Annotated in this window: 14 protein-coding genes and 1 pseudogene; 7 read left to right on the top strand and 8 right to left on the bottom strand. The window is 69.8% G+C overall.

Annotated features, from left to right (window positions below; translation table 11 throughout):
* Positions 1–16: 16 nt before the first annotated feature.
* A complete protein-coding gene (gene gloA, locus E5P3_RS12925) occupies positions 17–427 on the top strand; it encodes a lactoylglutathione lyase (protein ID WP_162586345.1) in 411 nt (136 codons plus the stop codon).
* 19 nt (positions 428–446) lie between these two features.
* On the opposite strand, the gene E5P3_RS12920 is transcribed toward gloA, so the two are convergent.
* The 4 genes from E5P3_RS12920 to E5P3_RS12905 all read right to left on the bottom strand — a co-directional run bounded on the left by E5P3_RS12920 (position 447) and on the right by E5P3_RS12905 (position 4,302).
* Positions 447–1,172, bottom strand: a complete 726-nt coding sequence (locus E5P3_RS12920) for a haloacid dehalogenase type II (RefSeq protein ID WP_162586344.1) — start codon at positions 1,170–1,172, stop codon at positions 447–449.
* Positions 1,169–1,813, bottom strand: a complete 645-nt coding sequence (eda, locus tag E5P3_RS12915) for a bifunctional 4-hydroxy-2-oxoglutarate aldolase/2-dehydro-3-deoxy-phosphogluconate aldolase (RefSeq protein ID WP_162586343.1) — start codon at positions 1,811–1,813, stop codon at positions 1,169–1,171. The genes E5P3_RS12920 and eda overlap by 4 nt, the downstream gene beginning before the upstream one ends.
* Entirely contained in the window at positions 1,804–3,642 is a 1,839-nt protein-coding gene (gene edd / locus E5P3_RS12910; protein WP_162586342.1) for a phosphogluconate dehydratase, read from the bottom strand. Before edd ends, eda begins: the two co-directional genes overlap by 10 nt.
* A gap of 126 nt (positions 3,643–3,768) precedes the next feature.
* Positions 3,769–4,302: an OmpA family protein gene (locus tag E5P3_RS12905; RefSeq protein ID WP_162586341.1), complete on the bottom strand. Its 534-nt coding sequence runs from the start codon at positions 4,300–4,302 to the stop codon at positions 3,769–3,771.
* A gap of 42 nt (positions 4,303–4,344) precedes the next feature.
* On the opposite strand from E5P3_RS12905, the gene E5P3_RS12900 reads away from it, so the two are divergent.
* Positions 4,345–5,100 carry a gamma-glutamylcyclotransferase gene (locus E5P3_RS12900; protein ID WP_232073117.1) on the top strand — a complete coding sequence of 252 codons (756 nt, stop codon included), beginning with the start codon at positions 4,345–4,347 and terminating at the stop codon, positions 5,098–5,100.
* 2 nt (positions 5,101–5,102) lie between these two features.
* Positions 5,103–5,642: a superoxide dismutase family protein gene (locus E5P3_RS12895; RefSeq protein ID WP_162586340.1), complete on the top strand. Its 540-nt coding sequence runs from the start codon at positions 5,103–5,105 to the stop codon at positions 5,640–5,642.
* Here the strand turns inward: E5P3_RS12895 and E5P3_RS12890 are convergent.
* On the bottom strand, positions 5,629–6,207 hold the full coding sequence (locus E5P3_RS12890; RefSeq protein WP_162589668.1) for a nucleotidyltransferase family protein: 579 nt from the start codon (positions 6,205–6,207) through the stop codon (positions 5,629–5,631). The two genes, E5P3_RS12895 and E5P3_RS12890, sit on opposite strands and share 14 nt — an antisense overlap.
* A 42-nt stretch (positions 6,208–6,249) precedes the next feature.
* Between E5P3_RS12890 and pdxH the strand changes: the two genes are divergently transcribed.
* Positions 6,250–6,897, top strand: coding sequence for a pyridoxamine 5'-phosphate oxidase (pdxH, locus tag E5P3_RS12885; protein ID WP_162589667.1), 648 nt, complete (start codon positions 6,250–6,252; stop codon positions 6,895–6,897).
* A 39-nt stretch (positions 6,898–6,936) separates the two neighbouring features.
* On the opposite strand, the pseudogene E5P3_RS12880 reads toward pdxH, so the two are convergent.
* A pseudogene (locus E5P3_RS12880) lies at positions 6,937–7,881 on the bottom strand (AEC family transporter); the annotation flags it as partial.
* A gap of 156 nt (positions 7,882–8,037) precedes the next feature.
* Between E5P3_RS12880 and E5P3_RS12875 the strand changes: the two are divergent.
* The 3 genes from E5P3_RS12875 to E5P3_RS12865 all read left to right on the top strand — a co-directional run bounded on the left by E5P3_RS12875 (position 8,038) and on the right by E5P3_RS12865 (position 11,903).
* On the top strand, positions 8,038–9,048 hold the full coding sequence (locus tag E5P3_RS12875) for an aldo/keto reductase (protein WP_162586339.1): 1,011 nt from the start codon (positions 8,038–8,040) through the stop codon (positions 9,046–9,048).
* 335 nt (positions 9,049–9,383) lie between these two features.
* A complete protein-coding gene (locus tag E5P3_RS12870; protein WP_162586338.1) occupies positions 9,384–10,565 on the top strand; it encodes an amino acid kinase family protein in 1,182 nt (393 codons plus the stop codon).
* A gap of 24 nt (positions 10,566–10,589) precedes the next feature.
* On the top strand, positions 10,590–11,903 hold the full coding sequence (locus E5P3_RS12865) for an ATP-grasp domain-containing protein (protein ID WP_162586337.1): 1,314 nt from the start codon (positions 10,590–10,592) through the stop codon (positions 11,901–11,903).
* Positions 11,904–12,012: 109 nt separating this feature from the next.
* On the opposite strand, the gene E5P3_RS12860 is transcribed toward E5P3_RS12865, so the two are convergent.
* Positions 12,013–14,118: a TonB-dependent receptor gene (locus E5P3_RS12860; protein ID WP_162586336.1), complete on the bottom strand. Its 2,106-nt coding sequence runs from the start codon at positions 14,116–14,118 to the stop codon at positions 12,013–12,015.
* A gap of 78 nt (positions 14,119–14,196) precedes the next feature.
* On the bottom strand, positions 14,197–14,574 hold the full coding sequence (locus E5P3_RS12855) for a hypothetical protein (RefSeq protein WP_162586335.1): 378 nt from the start codon (positions 14,572–14,574) through the stop codon (positions 14,197–14,199).
* Positions 14,575–14,606 lie beyond the last annotated feature (32 nt).

Genomic DNA, 14,606 nt, shown 5'->3' with positions numbered 1-14,606 from the left:
CCCCACACCCCACGACATGCGATTTCTCCACACCATGCTGCGCGTCGGCGACCTGCAGCGCTCCATCGACTTCTACACCCGCGTGCTCGGCATGCAGCTGCTGCGCACCTCCGAGAATCCCGAATACAAGTACAGCCTGGCCTTTGTCGGCTACGAGGGCAACCCGGCACAGGCCGAGATCGAGCTGACCTACAACTGGGGCACCGACAAGTACGAGCTGGGCACGGCCTACGGCCACATCGCGCTGGGCGTGCCCGACGCCTATGCGGCCTGCGAGAAGATCAGGGCCGCGGGTGGCAACGTCACGCGCGAGCCGGGGCCGGTGAAGGGCGGAACCACGGTGATCGCGTTCGTGACGGACCCTGACGGGTACAAGATAGAGCTCATCCAGCGCGCCAACGAAGCCGGCGGCGCGGGGCTGCGCTGAGCCGCGCGCCCTTCTTCAGTCAACAGCCCAGCAGATCCGCCAGCGCCCCGATATCGCGTGCATGCAGCGTGTTGTCGGCGCGTGGCGAGACGTCCTTGGGCCGATCCGGTCCGAATTCCAACGGACGCTCGATGTAGCCGGTGCGCAGGCCGCAGCCGCGCGCCGCGGCCAGGTCGTCGTGGTGCGCCGCGGCCAGCATGACCTGGCTGGGCGTCACGTCGAACACCGCGGCCACGCCGAGGTAGGTGCGCGGATCGGGCTTGTAGGCCTTGAAGACCTCGGCAGACAGCACGCAGTCCCAGGGCAGGCCGGCGTTCTTGGCCATCTCCGTCAAGAGGCCGATGTTGCCGTTGGACAGCGTGCAGACAATGTACTTGCGCCTGAGCCGCGCCAGCCCCTCGACCGCGTCAGGCCAGGCCGGCAGCCGGTGCCAGGCCTTGTTGAGCTCGCGCTTGCGCGCCGCGTCGAGCGGCTCGACGCTGAAGTCGCGCAGCACGCCTTCGAGCATGCCCATGTGCAGCTCGTCGAGCAGCGTGAAGCCGCCCTCGCCCGCTGCCAGCCGCTCCATCACGCTCTTCATCGCCGGCTGGTAGCCGGCGCGCCAGGCCAGCGCGAAGGCGCCGCCGTCGATGCCGGGCAGCAGGCGCTCGGCCTCGGCGGCAATGCCGGCATACCAGTCGACCACGGTGCCGAAGACGTCGAAGGCGATGACCTTGAGATCGCCCGGATCGAAGTCGCCGTTCATCGTGCGAGCTGGCTCGCCTCGCGCGCCAGCGCCTCGATGCGGCCCCAGTCGCCCGCAGCAATTGCATCGGTGGGCACGATCCACGAGCCGCCGACGCAGGCCACGTTGGCGAGCGACAGGAACTCGTGCGCATTGGCCGCCGTGACGCCGCCCGTGGGGCAGAACTTCACTTCGGAGAATGGACCTTGCCAGGCCTTGAGCATGGCGATCCCTCCGGCCTGCACGGCCGGGAAGAACTTGAGCTCGGTAAAGCCGTCCTCTTCGGCCAGCATGATCTCGCTGCCCGTCGCCACGCCGGGCAGCAGCGGCAGTCCGAGGTCGTGGCAGGCCTTGCCGACCGCGCGCGTGTAGCCCGGGCTCACGCCGAACCTGGCGCCGGCCAGCGCCGAAGCCTGGGCATCGGCCGCGCTGCGGATGGTGCCGGCCCCGGGCACCGCATCGGGCACCTCCTTGGCGATGATCTCGATGCATTCGAGGGCCTCGCGCGTGCGCAGCGTCACCTCGAGCATGCGGATGCCCCCGGCCACCAGCGCACGCGCCAGCGGCACCGCGTCCTTGACGTCGTGCAGCACGATCACGGGGATCACGGGCGCATCCCGCATCACCTCGAGGGCGGTGAGGGTCTTCGTTTCTACAGCCATGTGCAGGCTCCTTCTTCGGCGGTCAAGGCATTGCGGCGCATGCCGGCGAACAGGTCGCGGCCAAGGCCGTGACCGTTCTCGGTGCGCAGGGCATCGGGCATGGTTGCGGTTTCTCTCTCGGCCCATTCGTCGGCCGGCAACAGCACGGCCAGCGTGCCGGCCACCGCATCGAGGCGGATCAGGTCGCCGTCGCGCACCTTGGCGAGCGGGCCACCGGCCGCGGCCTCCGGCGAGACGTGGATCGCTGCCGGCACCCTGCCCGAGGCGCCGCTCATGCGGCCATCGGTGACCAGCGCCACGCGGAAGCCCTTGCCCTGCAGCACCGACAGGGGCGGCGTCAGCTTGTGCAGCTCGGGCATGCCGTTGGCCTGCGGCCCCTGCCAGCGCACCACGCAGACCACGTCGCGCTCCAGTTCGCCGGCATTGAAGGCCTGCTGCAGCGCGCCTTGCGAGTCGAAGACGCGCGCCGGCGCCTCGATCACATGCCGGTCGTCCGGCACGGAGGACACCTTGATCACGCTGCGGCCCAGGTTGCCGCTCAGCAGCTTCAGGCCACCGGTAGGGCTGAAGGGCGCCGAGGCAGGGCGTGCCACGGCCTCGTTCTTCGAGGGCGCGGCGGGATGCCACTTCAGCACGTGCTCCTCGGATGGCGCACCGGCCAGGCTCGGGATGTTCGCGTACTCGCGCAGGCCCGCGGCGCGCACCGTGAGCACGTCCGCATGCATCAGGCCGGCGTCGAGCAGTTCGCCGATCACGAAGCCCGGGCCGCCCGCGGCCTGGAACTCGTTCACGTCGGCGCTGCCGTTGGGATAGACGCGCGTGAGCAGCGGCACCACTTCGGACAGTTCGGAGAAGTCGTTCCAGTCGATCAGGATGCCGGCCGCGCGCGCGACCGCGACCCAGTGAATGAGGTGGTTGGTCGAGCCGCCGGTGGCGAGCAGCGCGGCCATGGCGTTGACGATGGCGCGCTCGTCGACCAGCTCGCCGATCGGCGGCACGGCATAGGGCTTTTCCGCCGCGCGCCCGAGCACGGTGCGCACCGCCTCGCGCGTGAGCGCCTCGCGCATGGCATCGCCGGGCTGGATGAAGGCGGTGCCTGGCACATGCAGGCCCATCGCCTCCAGCAGCATCTGGTTGCTGTTGGCAGTGCCGTAGAAGGTGCAGGTCCCCTGCGCGTGATAGGCCTGCATCTCCGCGTCGAGCAGGCCTTGGCGGCCCACCAGCCCCTGCGCCGCCTGCTCGCGCACCTTGGCCTTGGCGCTGTTCGACAGGCCCGATGGCATCGGGCCCGCGGGCACGAAGACGGTGGGCAGATGCCCGAAATGCAGCGCGCCGATCAGCAGGCCCGGCACGATCTTGTCGCACACGCCGAGCAGCAGCGCCGCGTCGAACATGTCGTGCGTCAGCGCCACGGCCGTCCCCATCGCGATCACGTCGCGGCTGAACAGGCTCAGCTCCATGCCCGACGTGCCCTGCGTGACGCCGTCGCACATCGCGGGCACGCCGCCCGCTACTTGCGCCGTGGCGCCGAGGCGGCGCGCCTCATGCTTGATGATGTCGGGATAGCCCTGGTACGGCGCGTGGGCCGAGAGCATGTCGTTGTAGGCGGTGACGACGCCGATGTTGGGCGCACGCTCGGCCACCACCTTGATCTTGTCGGCAGCCGGGATGCCGGCCACCGCATGCGCGACGTTGGCGCAGCCCATGCGGTCGGAGCCGCGGTCGCGCTGGCGGATCTCGTTCAGTCGCTGGAGGTAGGCGCTTCTCGGGTCGAGACTGCGCGCACGGATGCGTTCGGTGACATCGCGGACGGTGGGATGTGGGGTCATGGGGTATGTCGCTCTGCCAGGTCTGCCGGGGGCCGCAGCGGACGAGCGGCTCGAGGGGCGATGGTAACAAGCCCGAATGAAAAAGCCCGGGTGCGCCGGGCTTATATCTGCATTGCGAAGTCGCCTTCAATCGATCAGCTTGACTTCGACGCGGCGCGCCTGCGCATCGCTTCCCGAGCCGGTGGTCACGGCGGGCTTGCGCAGGTCGATCTTCGCGGCCGGCACGCCCAGGCCGGTGAGGACATCGCGCACGATCTCGGCGCGCTTCTGCGCCAGTTGCTCGTTGAGGGCCGGCTCACCGGTGGTGTCGTGGAAGCCCGAGACCACCGCCCTGCGACCGGCCTCCACGCCCTTGATCACCGCGGCAAGCGCCTCGGCCGCGCGCGGGGCCAGGTCGGCACTGGCAGTGGCGAAATAGAAGTTCACCGTGTCGCCCACGACGCGGATGCTGGCGCCGTCGGGGATGACCACCGACACGGTCTCGGTCACCACGGCCACGGTCGTCGCCGGCGCGGCGGCCATGGCCGTTGCCGGGCGCGCCGTGTGGTTGTGGCTGTAGAGCACGATGCCAATCACGAACATGATCACCAGGGCGATCAGCCCCAGCACGAACGCAAGAATGAAATTCTGCTGGCTCTCGTCGTCGGCGACTGCTGACATCGGTCGAACTCCGTAACTGAGGGGTCGGTAAATAATGGTGCGGTGAACCATGACGGCGAAATTCTAGGCGCGGCTGCGTTGCAGCCCGAAGGCAATCCCGGCCCGCCCGGGCTCGACCCCCTGCCCAAGCCCCTGCGCGACCCGAAACCGATGCTCGATCGCGTGATCGACGAATGGGGCGGCCACGAGGATCTCTGGGTGTTCGGCTACGGCTCGCTGATCTGGCGCCCGGAGTTCGGCTTCATCGAGCGCCATCCCGCCCGGGTGCACGGCTGGCACCGGGCGCTCAAGATGTGGAGCCGCGTCAACCGCGGCACGGTCGAGAACCCCGGCCTGGTGTTCGGGCTGCTCTCGGGCGGCAGCTGCCGCGGCATGGTGTTTCGCGTGCCGGCGGCCGATGGCCTGGAGACGCTGGGCCGGCTGTGGCTGCGCGAGATGCCGACGGGCGTCTACGACCCGAGGTGGCTCGACTGCACCACCCCCCACGGCTCGGTGCGGGCGCTGGCCTTCACGCTGTCGCGGCGCAGCCCCAATTTCACCGGCACGCTGGACGACGAGCGCTACCGCCACATCTTCGCCAACGCGGCCGGCCGCTACGGCAGCTCGCTGGACTACGCGCAGCAGACCTTGCTGGAGCTGCGGCGCCATTCGATCCACGACGCGGCGCTGGCGCGACTGGTCAGACTGGCGCAAGCCAGTGCGGCAGCACACCGGCTGTCGGCGCCACCCGATTGCGGCGGGCCGGCAGCTCCGGTATACCCTGCGGCATCTTCATCCGATTCTTCAACCAAGGAGTAGCCATGTTCCCTCGCCTCATCGTCCCCGCCCTTGCCATCGCAACAGCAGCCAGCCTGCTGGCGGGCTGCGGCACGCTGGGAGGGAAGGCGAGCGCCATCGCCAGCCTGGCGCCGACCGGCGCGATCTCGCCCAACCCGACCACGGGCAACGTGACCTTCACCGCGCTCGATCACGGCGTGCGCGTGGCCGGCGAGGTGCGCGGCTTCGCGCCGGGCACGGAGCACGGCTTCCACATCCATGAAAAGGGCGACTGCGGCGACAACGGCAACGCTTCCGGCGGCCACTTCAATCCGGCCGGCGGCACGCACGGCAAGTTCAGCGCGCCCGGCAGCCACGCCGGCGAGCTGCCCAGCCTCGTGGCCGATGCCAGCGGCACCGCGCGCTTCAGCGTCGACGTGCACTCGATCTCGCTGACCGACGGCGCCGCCAACAACGTGGTCGGCCGCGCGCTCGTCGTGCACCGCGACCGGGACGACTTCACCTCGCAGCCGGCCGGCAACTCGGGACCGCGCATCGCCTGCGCGCTGATCACGCGGCGCTGACCTTGCGCCGCTGCAGCAGCAGCGCCTCCGCCCGCGCGAGGTCGTCGAGCGTATCGATGTCCGTCACGACACCGGCATCGTCGACCTCCACCTCCCCCACGGAATTCGTCGCGCGCAAGCCGCGCAGCACGGATGCCGCGCCCAGCGGCCCCGCCAGCGCCATGAGCGCCGCACCGTTCGATGCCGCGAAGCCCACCGGATGGCCGCGCGCCCCCGCATGCACGGGCTGCACCGCCTGCCATTGCGACGAGGATTGCGACAAGACCTCGGCGATGCGCCGCAAGGTCGCGGGCTGCACCAGCGGAAGGTCCGCCGGCAGGATCAGCCAGCCGCCCGCATCCGCCGCCGCGCGAACGGCCGCCGCGATCGAATCGCCCATGCCCGGGTGACCCGCGTCTTCCAGGTGCCATGGCAGCCCGCTCTCGCGCACCGCCCCCAGCGTGTGCTCCAGCACGGGCCGCCCACCCAGCAAAGCCGACAGCTTGTGCGTCGTGCCGCCGGACGCGATAAAGCGCTCTCCGCGGCCGGAGGCGAGGACGATCACGGTGGGAGCACGCAATTCCATGCCCGCAGTATCCACGGCCGGCCATGCGCAACAATCCGCCTCATGACTTTTCCGACCGACACCCTGGCCGCGCTGCGCAAGAGCTACGAGCGCGCCGAGCTGGACGAGGCGAGCAGCGCGCCCGACCCGCTCCTGCAGTTCGAGCGCTGGCTCGCCGAGGCCATCGATGCGCAATTGCCCGAACCCAACGCCATGACCCTGGCCACCGTCGGCAGCGACCTGCGGCCCTCGACCCGCATCGTGCTGATCAAGGGCTGCGACGCGCGCGGCATCGTCTGGTACACCAACTACGACAGCCGCAAGGGCCAGGAGCTCGCCGGCAATCCGTGGGCCGCGCTGCAGTTCCACTGGGTCGAGCTGGAACGCGTGGTGCGCATCGAGGGCCGGGTCGGCAAGGTCGACGAGGCCGAGAGCGACGCCTATTTCGCCAGCCGCCCCCTCGACTCGCGCATCGGCGCATGGGCCAGCCCGCAGAGCCAGGTCATCAGCGGGCGGGACGTGCTGGTGAAGAACGCAGCGCTGCAGGCCGCGAGGCACATGCTCTCGCCGCCGCGGCCGCCGCACTGGGGCGGCTTTCGGCTGGTGCCCGACCGCTGGGAGTTCTGGCAGGGTCGCAAGAGCCGGCTGCACGACCGGCTGCGCTATCGGCGCGAGGACGGCGTGTGGGTGCGCGAGCGGTTGGCGCCCTAAGGAAGCAGATCCGGGGATCGGGTTCGCCCGGCAACAATAAAGCCAGCCCGCCAGCGACAGCACGATCGACAGCGTGACCAGCGCCAGCGCCGTCGACACCGCGACGCTCGCCGTCACCAGGTCCTCCGCCGTCTTGTAGCGCTGCGAAAAGAGGAACACGTTGGCGCCGATCGGCAGCGCGGCGGCCACCACCATCACTTGCAGCGGCAGCCCGCGCAATCCCAGCAGCCAGCCCAGCAGCGCGACGAGCGCCGGGTGCGCCAGGTTCTTGATCAACGCCTGCGCCAGCGCCGCGCGCCATTGGTGGCCGATGGGCGTGGCCGCCAGCGTGATGCCCACCATTACCAGCGCGATCGGCCCGAAGGCCTGGCCGAGCCAGGCGATGGGCTTGTCGACGGACTCGGGCAGCGTCAGGCCGGTCTGCGCGAACAGCAGCCCGAAGATGATCGGCAGCGGCACCGGATGGATGATGGCGTTGTAGAAGGCACGACCCAGCGTGCGCAGGATCGGCGCGCGCTCGCCGCCGGGTTGGCGCGCCCGCTCGCGCGCCACCGCGAGCTCCAGCACCAGGGTCGCGCTGGTCAGCAGCACCAGCGAATGCAGCGAGATCAGCGTCAGCAGCACGACCATGCCCTCGGGACCGAAGGCCAGGCCGACCAGCGGAATGCCGATCATCACGGTGTTGCTGAAGGTGTTGGCCAGCGCGATCACGGCCGCCGTGCGGTTGAAGCCGCGCACCATGAGGGTCGCCGCGAAGATCAGCCCGGCCGCGAGGAAGTAGGCGGCCACCGGCCCCAGCCTCAGTTGCTCCACGTGCACCGCGCTCATGGTGCGGAAGAGCAGCGCGGGCGCCAGCAGCAAGAAGATCAGGTTGGACAGGTCGCGCACCGCGCCGCCGGTGACCCAGCCCCGCCGCCCGGCCAGGAAACCGGCGCCGATGAGCAGGACCACGGGCACCAGCGACGAAAGGACCGATGAATTCACCGCGCCGAGCATACAAGGCGCCGGGACGCGCAGCGTCCGGCCAACTGCACGTCCTTGCACGCCCTTGCACGCCCTTGCACGTCCTGCGCGTTCCCGCACGTCTGACTATGATGGCCCGCTCCCCTCCCCGCCCCGCCCTTCCCCCAGGACCCCATCATGAGCATCCCCACCACGCGCCTCGGCCGCACCGGCCTGACCGTCTCGCGCCTCGCGCTCGGCACCATGACGTTCGGCCTGCAGACCGACGAGTCGGTCTCGTTCCGCATCCTCGACAAGGCCACCGAGGCCGGCATCAATTTCCTCGACACCGCCGATGTCTATCCGCTCGGTGGCACGGTCGAGACGACCGGCCGCACCGAGGAGATCATCGGACGGTGGCTGCAATCGAAGGGCGCCGGCGCGCGCAGGCGCTTCGTCATCGCGACCAAGGCCGTCGGCAAGGTCGGCCCGAACCCTTGGGACCAGGGCGCGTCGCGCAAGCACCTGCTCGATGCCATCGATGATTCGCTTGCGCGCCTGCAGACCGACCATGTCGATCTCTACCAGCTGCACAGCGACGACCGCGCGACGCCGCTCGACGAGAGCCTGGAAGCGCTCGACACCATCGTCCGCTCGGGCCGCGCGCGCTATGTCGGCGTCTCGAACTTTCTGGCCTACCGGCTCGCGCGGGCCATCGGCGTGTCGGAGCTGCGCAAGCTCACGCGCATCGTGTGCGTGCAGCCACGCTACAGCCTGCTGTTCCGCGAGATCGAGCGCGAGCTGCTGCCGCTTGCCGGCGAGGAAGGCGTGGGCGTGATCCCCTACAACCCGCTCGCCGGCGGGCTGCTGACGGGCAAGTACAAGACTGGTGCCCAGCCGGAAGACAACACGCGCTTCAAGCTCGGCACGGCCGGCTCGATGTACCAGGACCGCTACTGGAACGAGCGCAGTTTCGCGACGGTCGCGCAGCTGCACGCCCTTGCCGAGGAAGCCGGCGTGCCGCTGGCGACCCTGGCAGTGGCGTGGGTGATGGCCAACCCGCTGGTCACCGCGCCGCTGCTGGGCGCCAGCCGGCCGGAGCAGTTGGATGCGACGATCGCGGCAGCCGCCTACACGCTCGACCCCGCACTCAAGCAGCGGCTCGACGAGCTGACCGCCGAGTACCGCAAGGGCGACGCGCCGCGCTGAAGAGAAACGCAACACGTGCGGGCCTCGACCAGAGGCTCGCGCGCAGCCCCAGCCCAGGCTGCGACCGGGCGGCGGCGCGCCAGCAGCACCACCGTGCCCGCGGCACCGAAGGCGTTCGCGCGCCTTCGTCGGCCTCCTGGGCGGCCCCCTGACTCATCCCTCCCCGCAGTATCAGGGTCCACCCTAGCTACCAATGTTGGTAGTTGTGGGCGGCGATGCCTGCCGGCTTAATCCGCCCGGAACTGCCACGAAGCCCACCGCGCCGCGCCACCGGCCACCGCCGATGGCCGCTCGTCCGGGCGCCGCCAAGGCCAGATTCACACAGGAGCCTGCCAATGGACAAGCGAGATACGAACATGCATGAGCGGCGAGCCTGGGCCATGCCGACTGAGCTGCAGGCCCGAGCGAGCGCCGGCGACAGGACGAGCGTGATGAAGTTCGACGGCTCCTCGTTCGCGACACGGGAGCACTTCGGCCCGGTTTGCCAGTGGCTGCGGCGCCGCCTCGACGAAGGCGGGCCACGCCACCGCATCGTCTGTGTGGTCAGCGCGCCGTCGGGGTCGGCCGAGCAGTACCGCGACACGCTGCTGGCGCACGGCATCAGTGCCACCGTGGTAGCGGGCAACCGGATCGGCCTGCGCACCGGCGTCGACTACCCTCGCGTTCGGCCGCAGGGGATCAACCTCACGGTGCTGCGCCAGCAACTGACACAGCACCAGGTGGTGGTGGTGGTGCCGGGCGGGCAAGCGTCGGCCACACGAGGCGGCGAGACCACCTGGCGGGGCACGAACAGCTCCGACCTCTCGGCCATCGCACTGGCCGCCGCGCTGGGGGAGGAGGAGCTGGAGATCTATTCCGACGTGCCGGGTGTGTTCAGCTGCGACCCCGGCATCGTCGACAGCGCGACGCTGATTCCGCGCCTGCCCTATGCACAGGCGATCCAGATGGCGACCTCGGGCGCGAAGGTGCTGCACCACCGCGCCGTCCAACATGCGCTGCAGAACCGGCTGCGCGTCGTATGCCGGCGCAACCGTGGCAACTTCGAGACCGGAACCGTGTTGGTGGCCGACGCCGCATTCCAGCCAGCCATCGTTGCCGACGCCCGTTCGCAGACTTTCGAAGCCAGCATCGGCGCCGCCGAAGACGTGGCGCAGCAATTGGCCGCCGCCGACGTGCCGCACGTGCTGATGCCCGGAATGCAGGAAGGCACGCGGCACGTGGTCGTCACCTGCGGTTTCTTCGATGCCTGGCACTTCCTTGCCACCGAGCGCCAGTTGCCGGTGGTCAAGCAAGACACGATGCTGCTGACACGCGTGCGGCTCGACGGCGGCGTCAAGCGCGAACTGGTCGCGCCGTCGGCGCTGGCTGCCCGGGCACGCGAACTGCACCACATCCATTGCGCGCCGGCGTCGCCGCAAACGCGGGCGCCGGCAGAGACCAGCGCCCCCGCCGATCGCGCAGCCGCTGAGCGCGCACCTGGCCGCCCGAACGGCACGAAAGTTCCCTGCCATGTCTGAGCACCACCGCTCAGGAGCCTTGCAATGAAGACCCAGGCCCCGCGCTACGTTCTCATCCTGGGCGGCGAATTTCCGCTGCGCGAACGTGTTCTGGCAGGCGCGCTGAGGGCGTCCGGCGGCCTGCCCATCTACACGCTCGCCGGGACGCGCACCTCGACCACGATCAAGTTCTTCGACGGCTACATCGTCGGCGACGTGTCCGATCCGCAAGGCGTGCTCAGAGCGGTGCAGCAGCACGAGCTGGAGCACGACGCGACGCCGGCGGCCGTCATCCCGATGAACGACTTCACGGTGCGCAGCGCGCTGGCGGTGTCGCAGCGCTACGGACTGCACCACAACTCGGCGGAAACGGTTCACAACTGCCGCGACAAGTTCCTGATGAAGCAGGTCCTCGCAGGCGCGGGCCTGCCGGTGCCGCGCTTCGGCGCCTTCCTGAGCTTCGAGGAACTGCAGCGGCTGGCCGGCGAGATCGGCTTTCCATTGGTCATCAAGCCGCGCGAACTGGCCGGCAGCGTGGGCGTGATCAAGGTGTCGAACCCGGCCGAGCTGCGCAGAGCCTACGAGCAATGCATCGCCGACATCAAGGTGCTCAACGGCGCCTGCATGACGACCGAAGACGTGTTCCAGGCCGAGGAGTACATCCCTGCGATGAACGAGGTCAGCGTGGAGATCGCCAACCATGGCCACACCCACCGCGTGCTGGGCGTGACCGACAAGTACCTGGGCGCAGAACCCTACTTCGTGGAGACCGGCCACTCGGTGCCCTCGGTGCACACCGGCAACGAGGAGCTGGTGCGGATCGCCGAGCGCGCCTGCGAGGCGCTGGGCATCCGCTACGGCATCGCGCACTTCGAGGCCCGCATCACGCCGGCTGGCGTGATTCGCATCATGGAGGTGGGGGCGCGTACCGGCGGCGACGCCATCATGGACCTCGTGGAGCGTACCTACGGCTTCAACCCGTACGAGATCCACGTCGGCTCGTATCTTGGCAAGCCGCTGGACCTGCCGGCCGGATCGCTGGTCTCGCGCGGACTGGCCGCGGTGTCGTTCCTGAAGGCCGACGAAGGTGTCATCCAGAGCGTGAAGATGCCCAGGTCGCTGCCCCACACCATCGTCAACATGCAGGTCACCGGCAAGCCCAACGACGTGTCGGAGCGGCCGATCTCGTGCCGCTCGCGTGAAGGCTCGGTCGAGTTCTTCTGGAAAGGCCGCAACCCGGAACAGGGATTCCGCGAACACCTGGACATCGCCAGGCGCATGGCCTCCGAGATCTTCAGCGTACGCCCGGCCGCGCGCGCCGGCACGACCGTCGCGTTCGAGGAAGAAGGAAGCGTCTGATGGAAAGCAGGCCGCCGCCGTATCTCGTGCCACACCGAATGGGTGAGCGCTGGCGCGCCGATCATCGGCAGGCCGCGCCGAAGCAACGCGGCGGGCGTGCTGCCTTCGGTCAGAAGTTCGCCCGCAACCCCACCTTCAGGCTGCGCCCCGGCAGCGGTGCGTCGGGGAAGGCCGTGGTGGTGAGGATCGAGGTCGCGCTGTAGGCCAGCTTGTTCGTCAGGTTGTCGATGCGCGCATACCAGGTGAGGCTGGCGCGCTGCACCTTCATGCGGTAGGTGATGGCGGCGTTCCACAGCGTGAAGGCATCGGTCGGCCGGGCACCCACGCTCGGCACGCGGCGCTGGGCCGCGTAGTGGTCGAAGCCCAGCCGAGCCGTCCACGGGCCGTTGCCGTACGCCAGCGTGGCGCCTGCGCGCACCGGCGAGATGCGCGGCAGCGGCTCGCCGGTTTCGGTGTTCTTCGCGCGCACCAGGTCGCCACGCCACTGCAGGTCCAGCGTGGAACCATCAGCCGGCCTGGCAAAGCCGTCGGTGCCCAGCAGCCGCAGGTTGCCGCTGGCCTCCAGGCCCGTGAAGCGCGCACGCACGCCGCGGTAGACGAACTCGTCCACCACGTCGGGGAACACCAGGCCCTCTTCGGTTTCCACCGGGCCCGGGTTGATGTTGCCTTCCTCGTCGCGCACGTTGCCCGAGGCCTGCTGCCCGATGTAGTTGCGGAAGCGCGTGACGTAGGCGTTGACGCGCGCGTTGTTGGCGCCGGACTTCCATTGGGCGCCGAGGTCGAAGCCCACCGACTTCTCCTTCTGCAGGCCAGGGTCGCCCACCTCCCAGGCTGCGGTCGCCACATGCGGCCCGTTCGCGAAGAGCTCGTAGTCCTTGGGCGCACGCTCGGTGTAGGCGAGGTTCGAGGTCAGCTGCCACTGCGGCGCCAGGTTGACGAGCGCACCCAGCGCCGCGCTGTTCGGGTGGAAGTCGCGCTCGCCGATCGCGAAGCGCGTGACATCCGGATCGGGCGAACCCATGGAGCGCACCTTCACCTGCTCGGTACGGGCGCCGAAGCTCAGGCGGCCCCACGAAGCGCCCAGCTCCTCGTGCAGGAACAGCGCGTTCGACCGCGTGCGGCTGTGCGGCGCGAAGGCCTCCTCGCCGTCCGCCGAGAAGCGGTTGGTCTCGCTGGTGAAGCCGACCAGGCCCTCCACGCCGCCGATCTTGCGGTGCCGTGCCTCGATGCGCAGGTCGTTGCTCTTGTTGGCGAAGACGGTGCCCGGTTCCCAGCCCTCGAACTCGGTGTGGCGGTAGTCCGTGTGGCTGAGCTTGCCGTGGATGCTGGTGAAGAAGCCGCCCGGCCGCCATTCGCCCTCGAGCGCATAGCGGTCGGACTTCATGTCGATGGTGACGTCGTCCTCCGCGACCGTGCCGTAGTTGCTGCGGTAGGTACTGGCCGAAGCGCCGATCCAGCCCTGGCCGAAGAACAGCGTGGCGCCGATCGCGCCGCCGTCCGCCCGGTTGGCGGAGTTGCAGATCCTGCGCGCAAGGCCCGGCCGGCGCGGGTTCTCGCACGCCAGCTCGATGGGCACCTTGGCGTCGTCCGCGTCGCGGGTGAAGGCATCCACATGCAGCGCGTAGCGGTCAGTGCCGCCTTCGAGCACGATGCCGCCGCTCTTCTCGCGGTTGCCCGTGGCGTAGCCGGCGTCGGCGCGGCCGCCGAAGCCCTCGAGCGGCTCGGTGGGGATGCGGTTGTCGATCACGTTGACCACGCCGCCGACCGCGCTGCCGCCGTACTGCAGGGCCGAGGGGCCGCGCAGCACCTCGATGCGCTCGGTGACCAGCGCATCGACCGGCACCGCATGGTCGTAGCTCAGCGAGGAGGCATCGGGCGCCGAGGCGCCGTTCTGCAGGATGCGGATGCGGTCGCCGTCCTGGCCGCGGATCGTGGGCCGGCTCGCGTTCGGCCCGAAATAGGTGCTGCCGACGCCCGGCAGGTTGTTCAGCGTCTCGCCCAGGGTGGGCTGGGCGCGCAGCATCAGTTGGTCGCCGGACACCGAGGTGGTGGGCGCGATCAGATCGCTGGCGCCCAGCGGGTTGCCGGTGACGGTGACTTCGGGCAGGGAGGTGGCGCCGGTCGCGGCCGCAGCATCGGATTGCGCCCAGGCGGCGCAGGACACGAAGGAGAGAACGGCAACGCCGACGGCGCTGCGCGTGAAAAGGGAAGACATGTGGTTGAAGCTCGTTGAATCGATGGGAAGCCGGCCGCGGCTCGCCAGCGAGCGCAGCAACCGGCCGTCAAGGCGGATTCAGCGAGCGGAAGGCGGGCCGCGCGCGTCGAACAGCGCGACCCAGCGGGCGAGTACTTCGCCTTCGAGGTAGAGGAAGACGGCGGCCGGCAGGAGGGCCGGCAGCACCACGGCCGGCACGCCGAGCGCGGCCGGGCCGTGGGACAGTTGGTCGTAGAGCCGGCACTCGGCGTCGGTGTGGGTCCCGAAGAGCGCCGAAAGCCCATGGGCGCCATGGTCCGCTTCGCCTGCCTCGACCACGGCGACCCTCGGCGCATGCGAGCCCGCATGGCCATGGACCGTCCGGTGCACCAGCCCCAGCGTGGCCGCGAACCACAACGCGAACGCCAGCAGGCACAACAGTGCGCGGGCCTTGGCGGGACGGGCTGCCGAACGCATGGACGGCATGAAGGGAATGGACGGCATCGACG

This window comes from Variovorax sp. RA8, assembly GCF_901827175.1.
GTDB lineage: Bacteria > Pseudomonadota > Gammaproteobacteria > Burkholderiales > Burkholderiaceae_C > Variovorax.
Note: the sequence above shows the minus strand (reverse complement) of the source record. Positions and strands in the feature narration are given on the sequence as shown.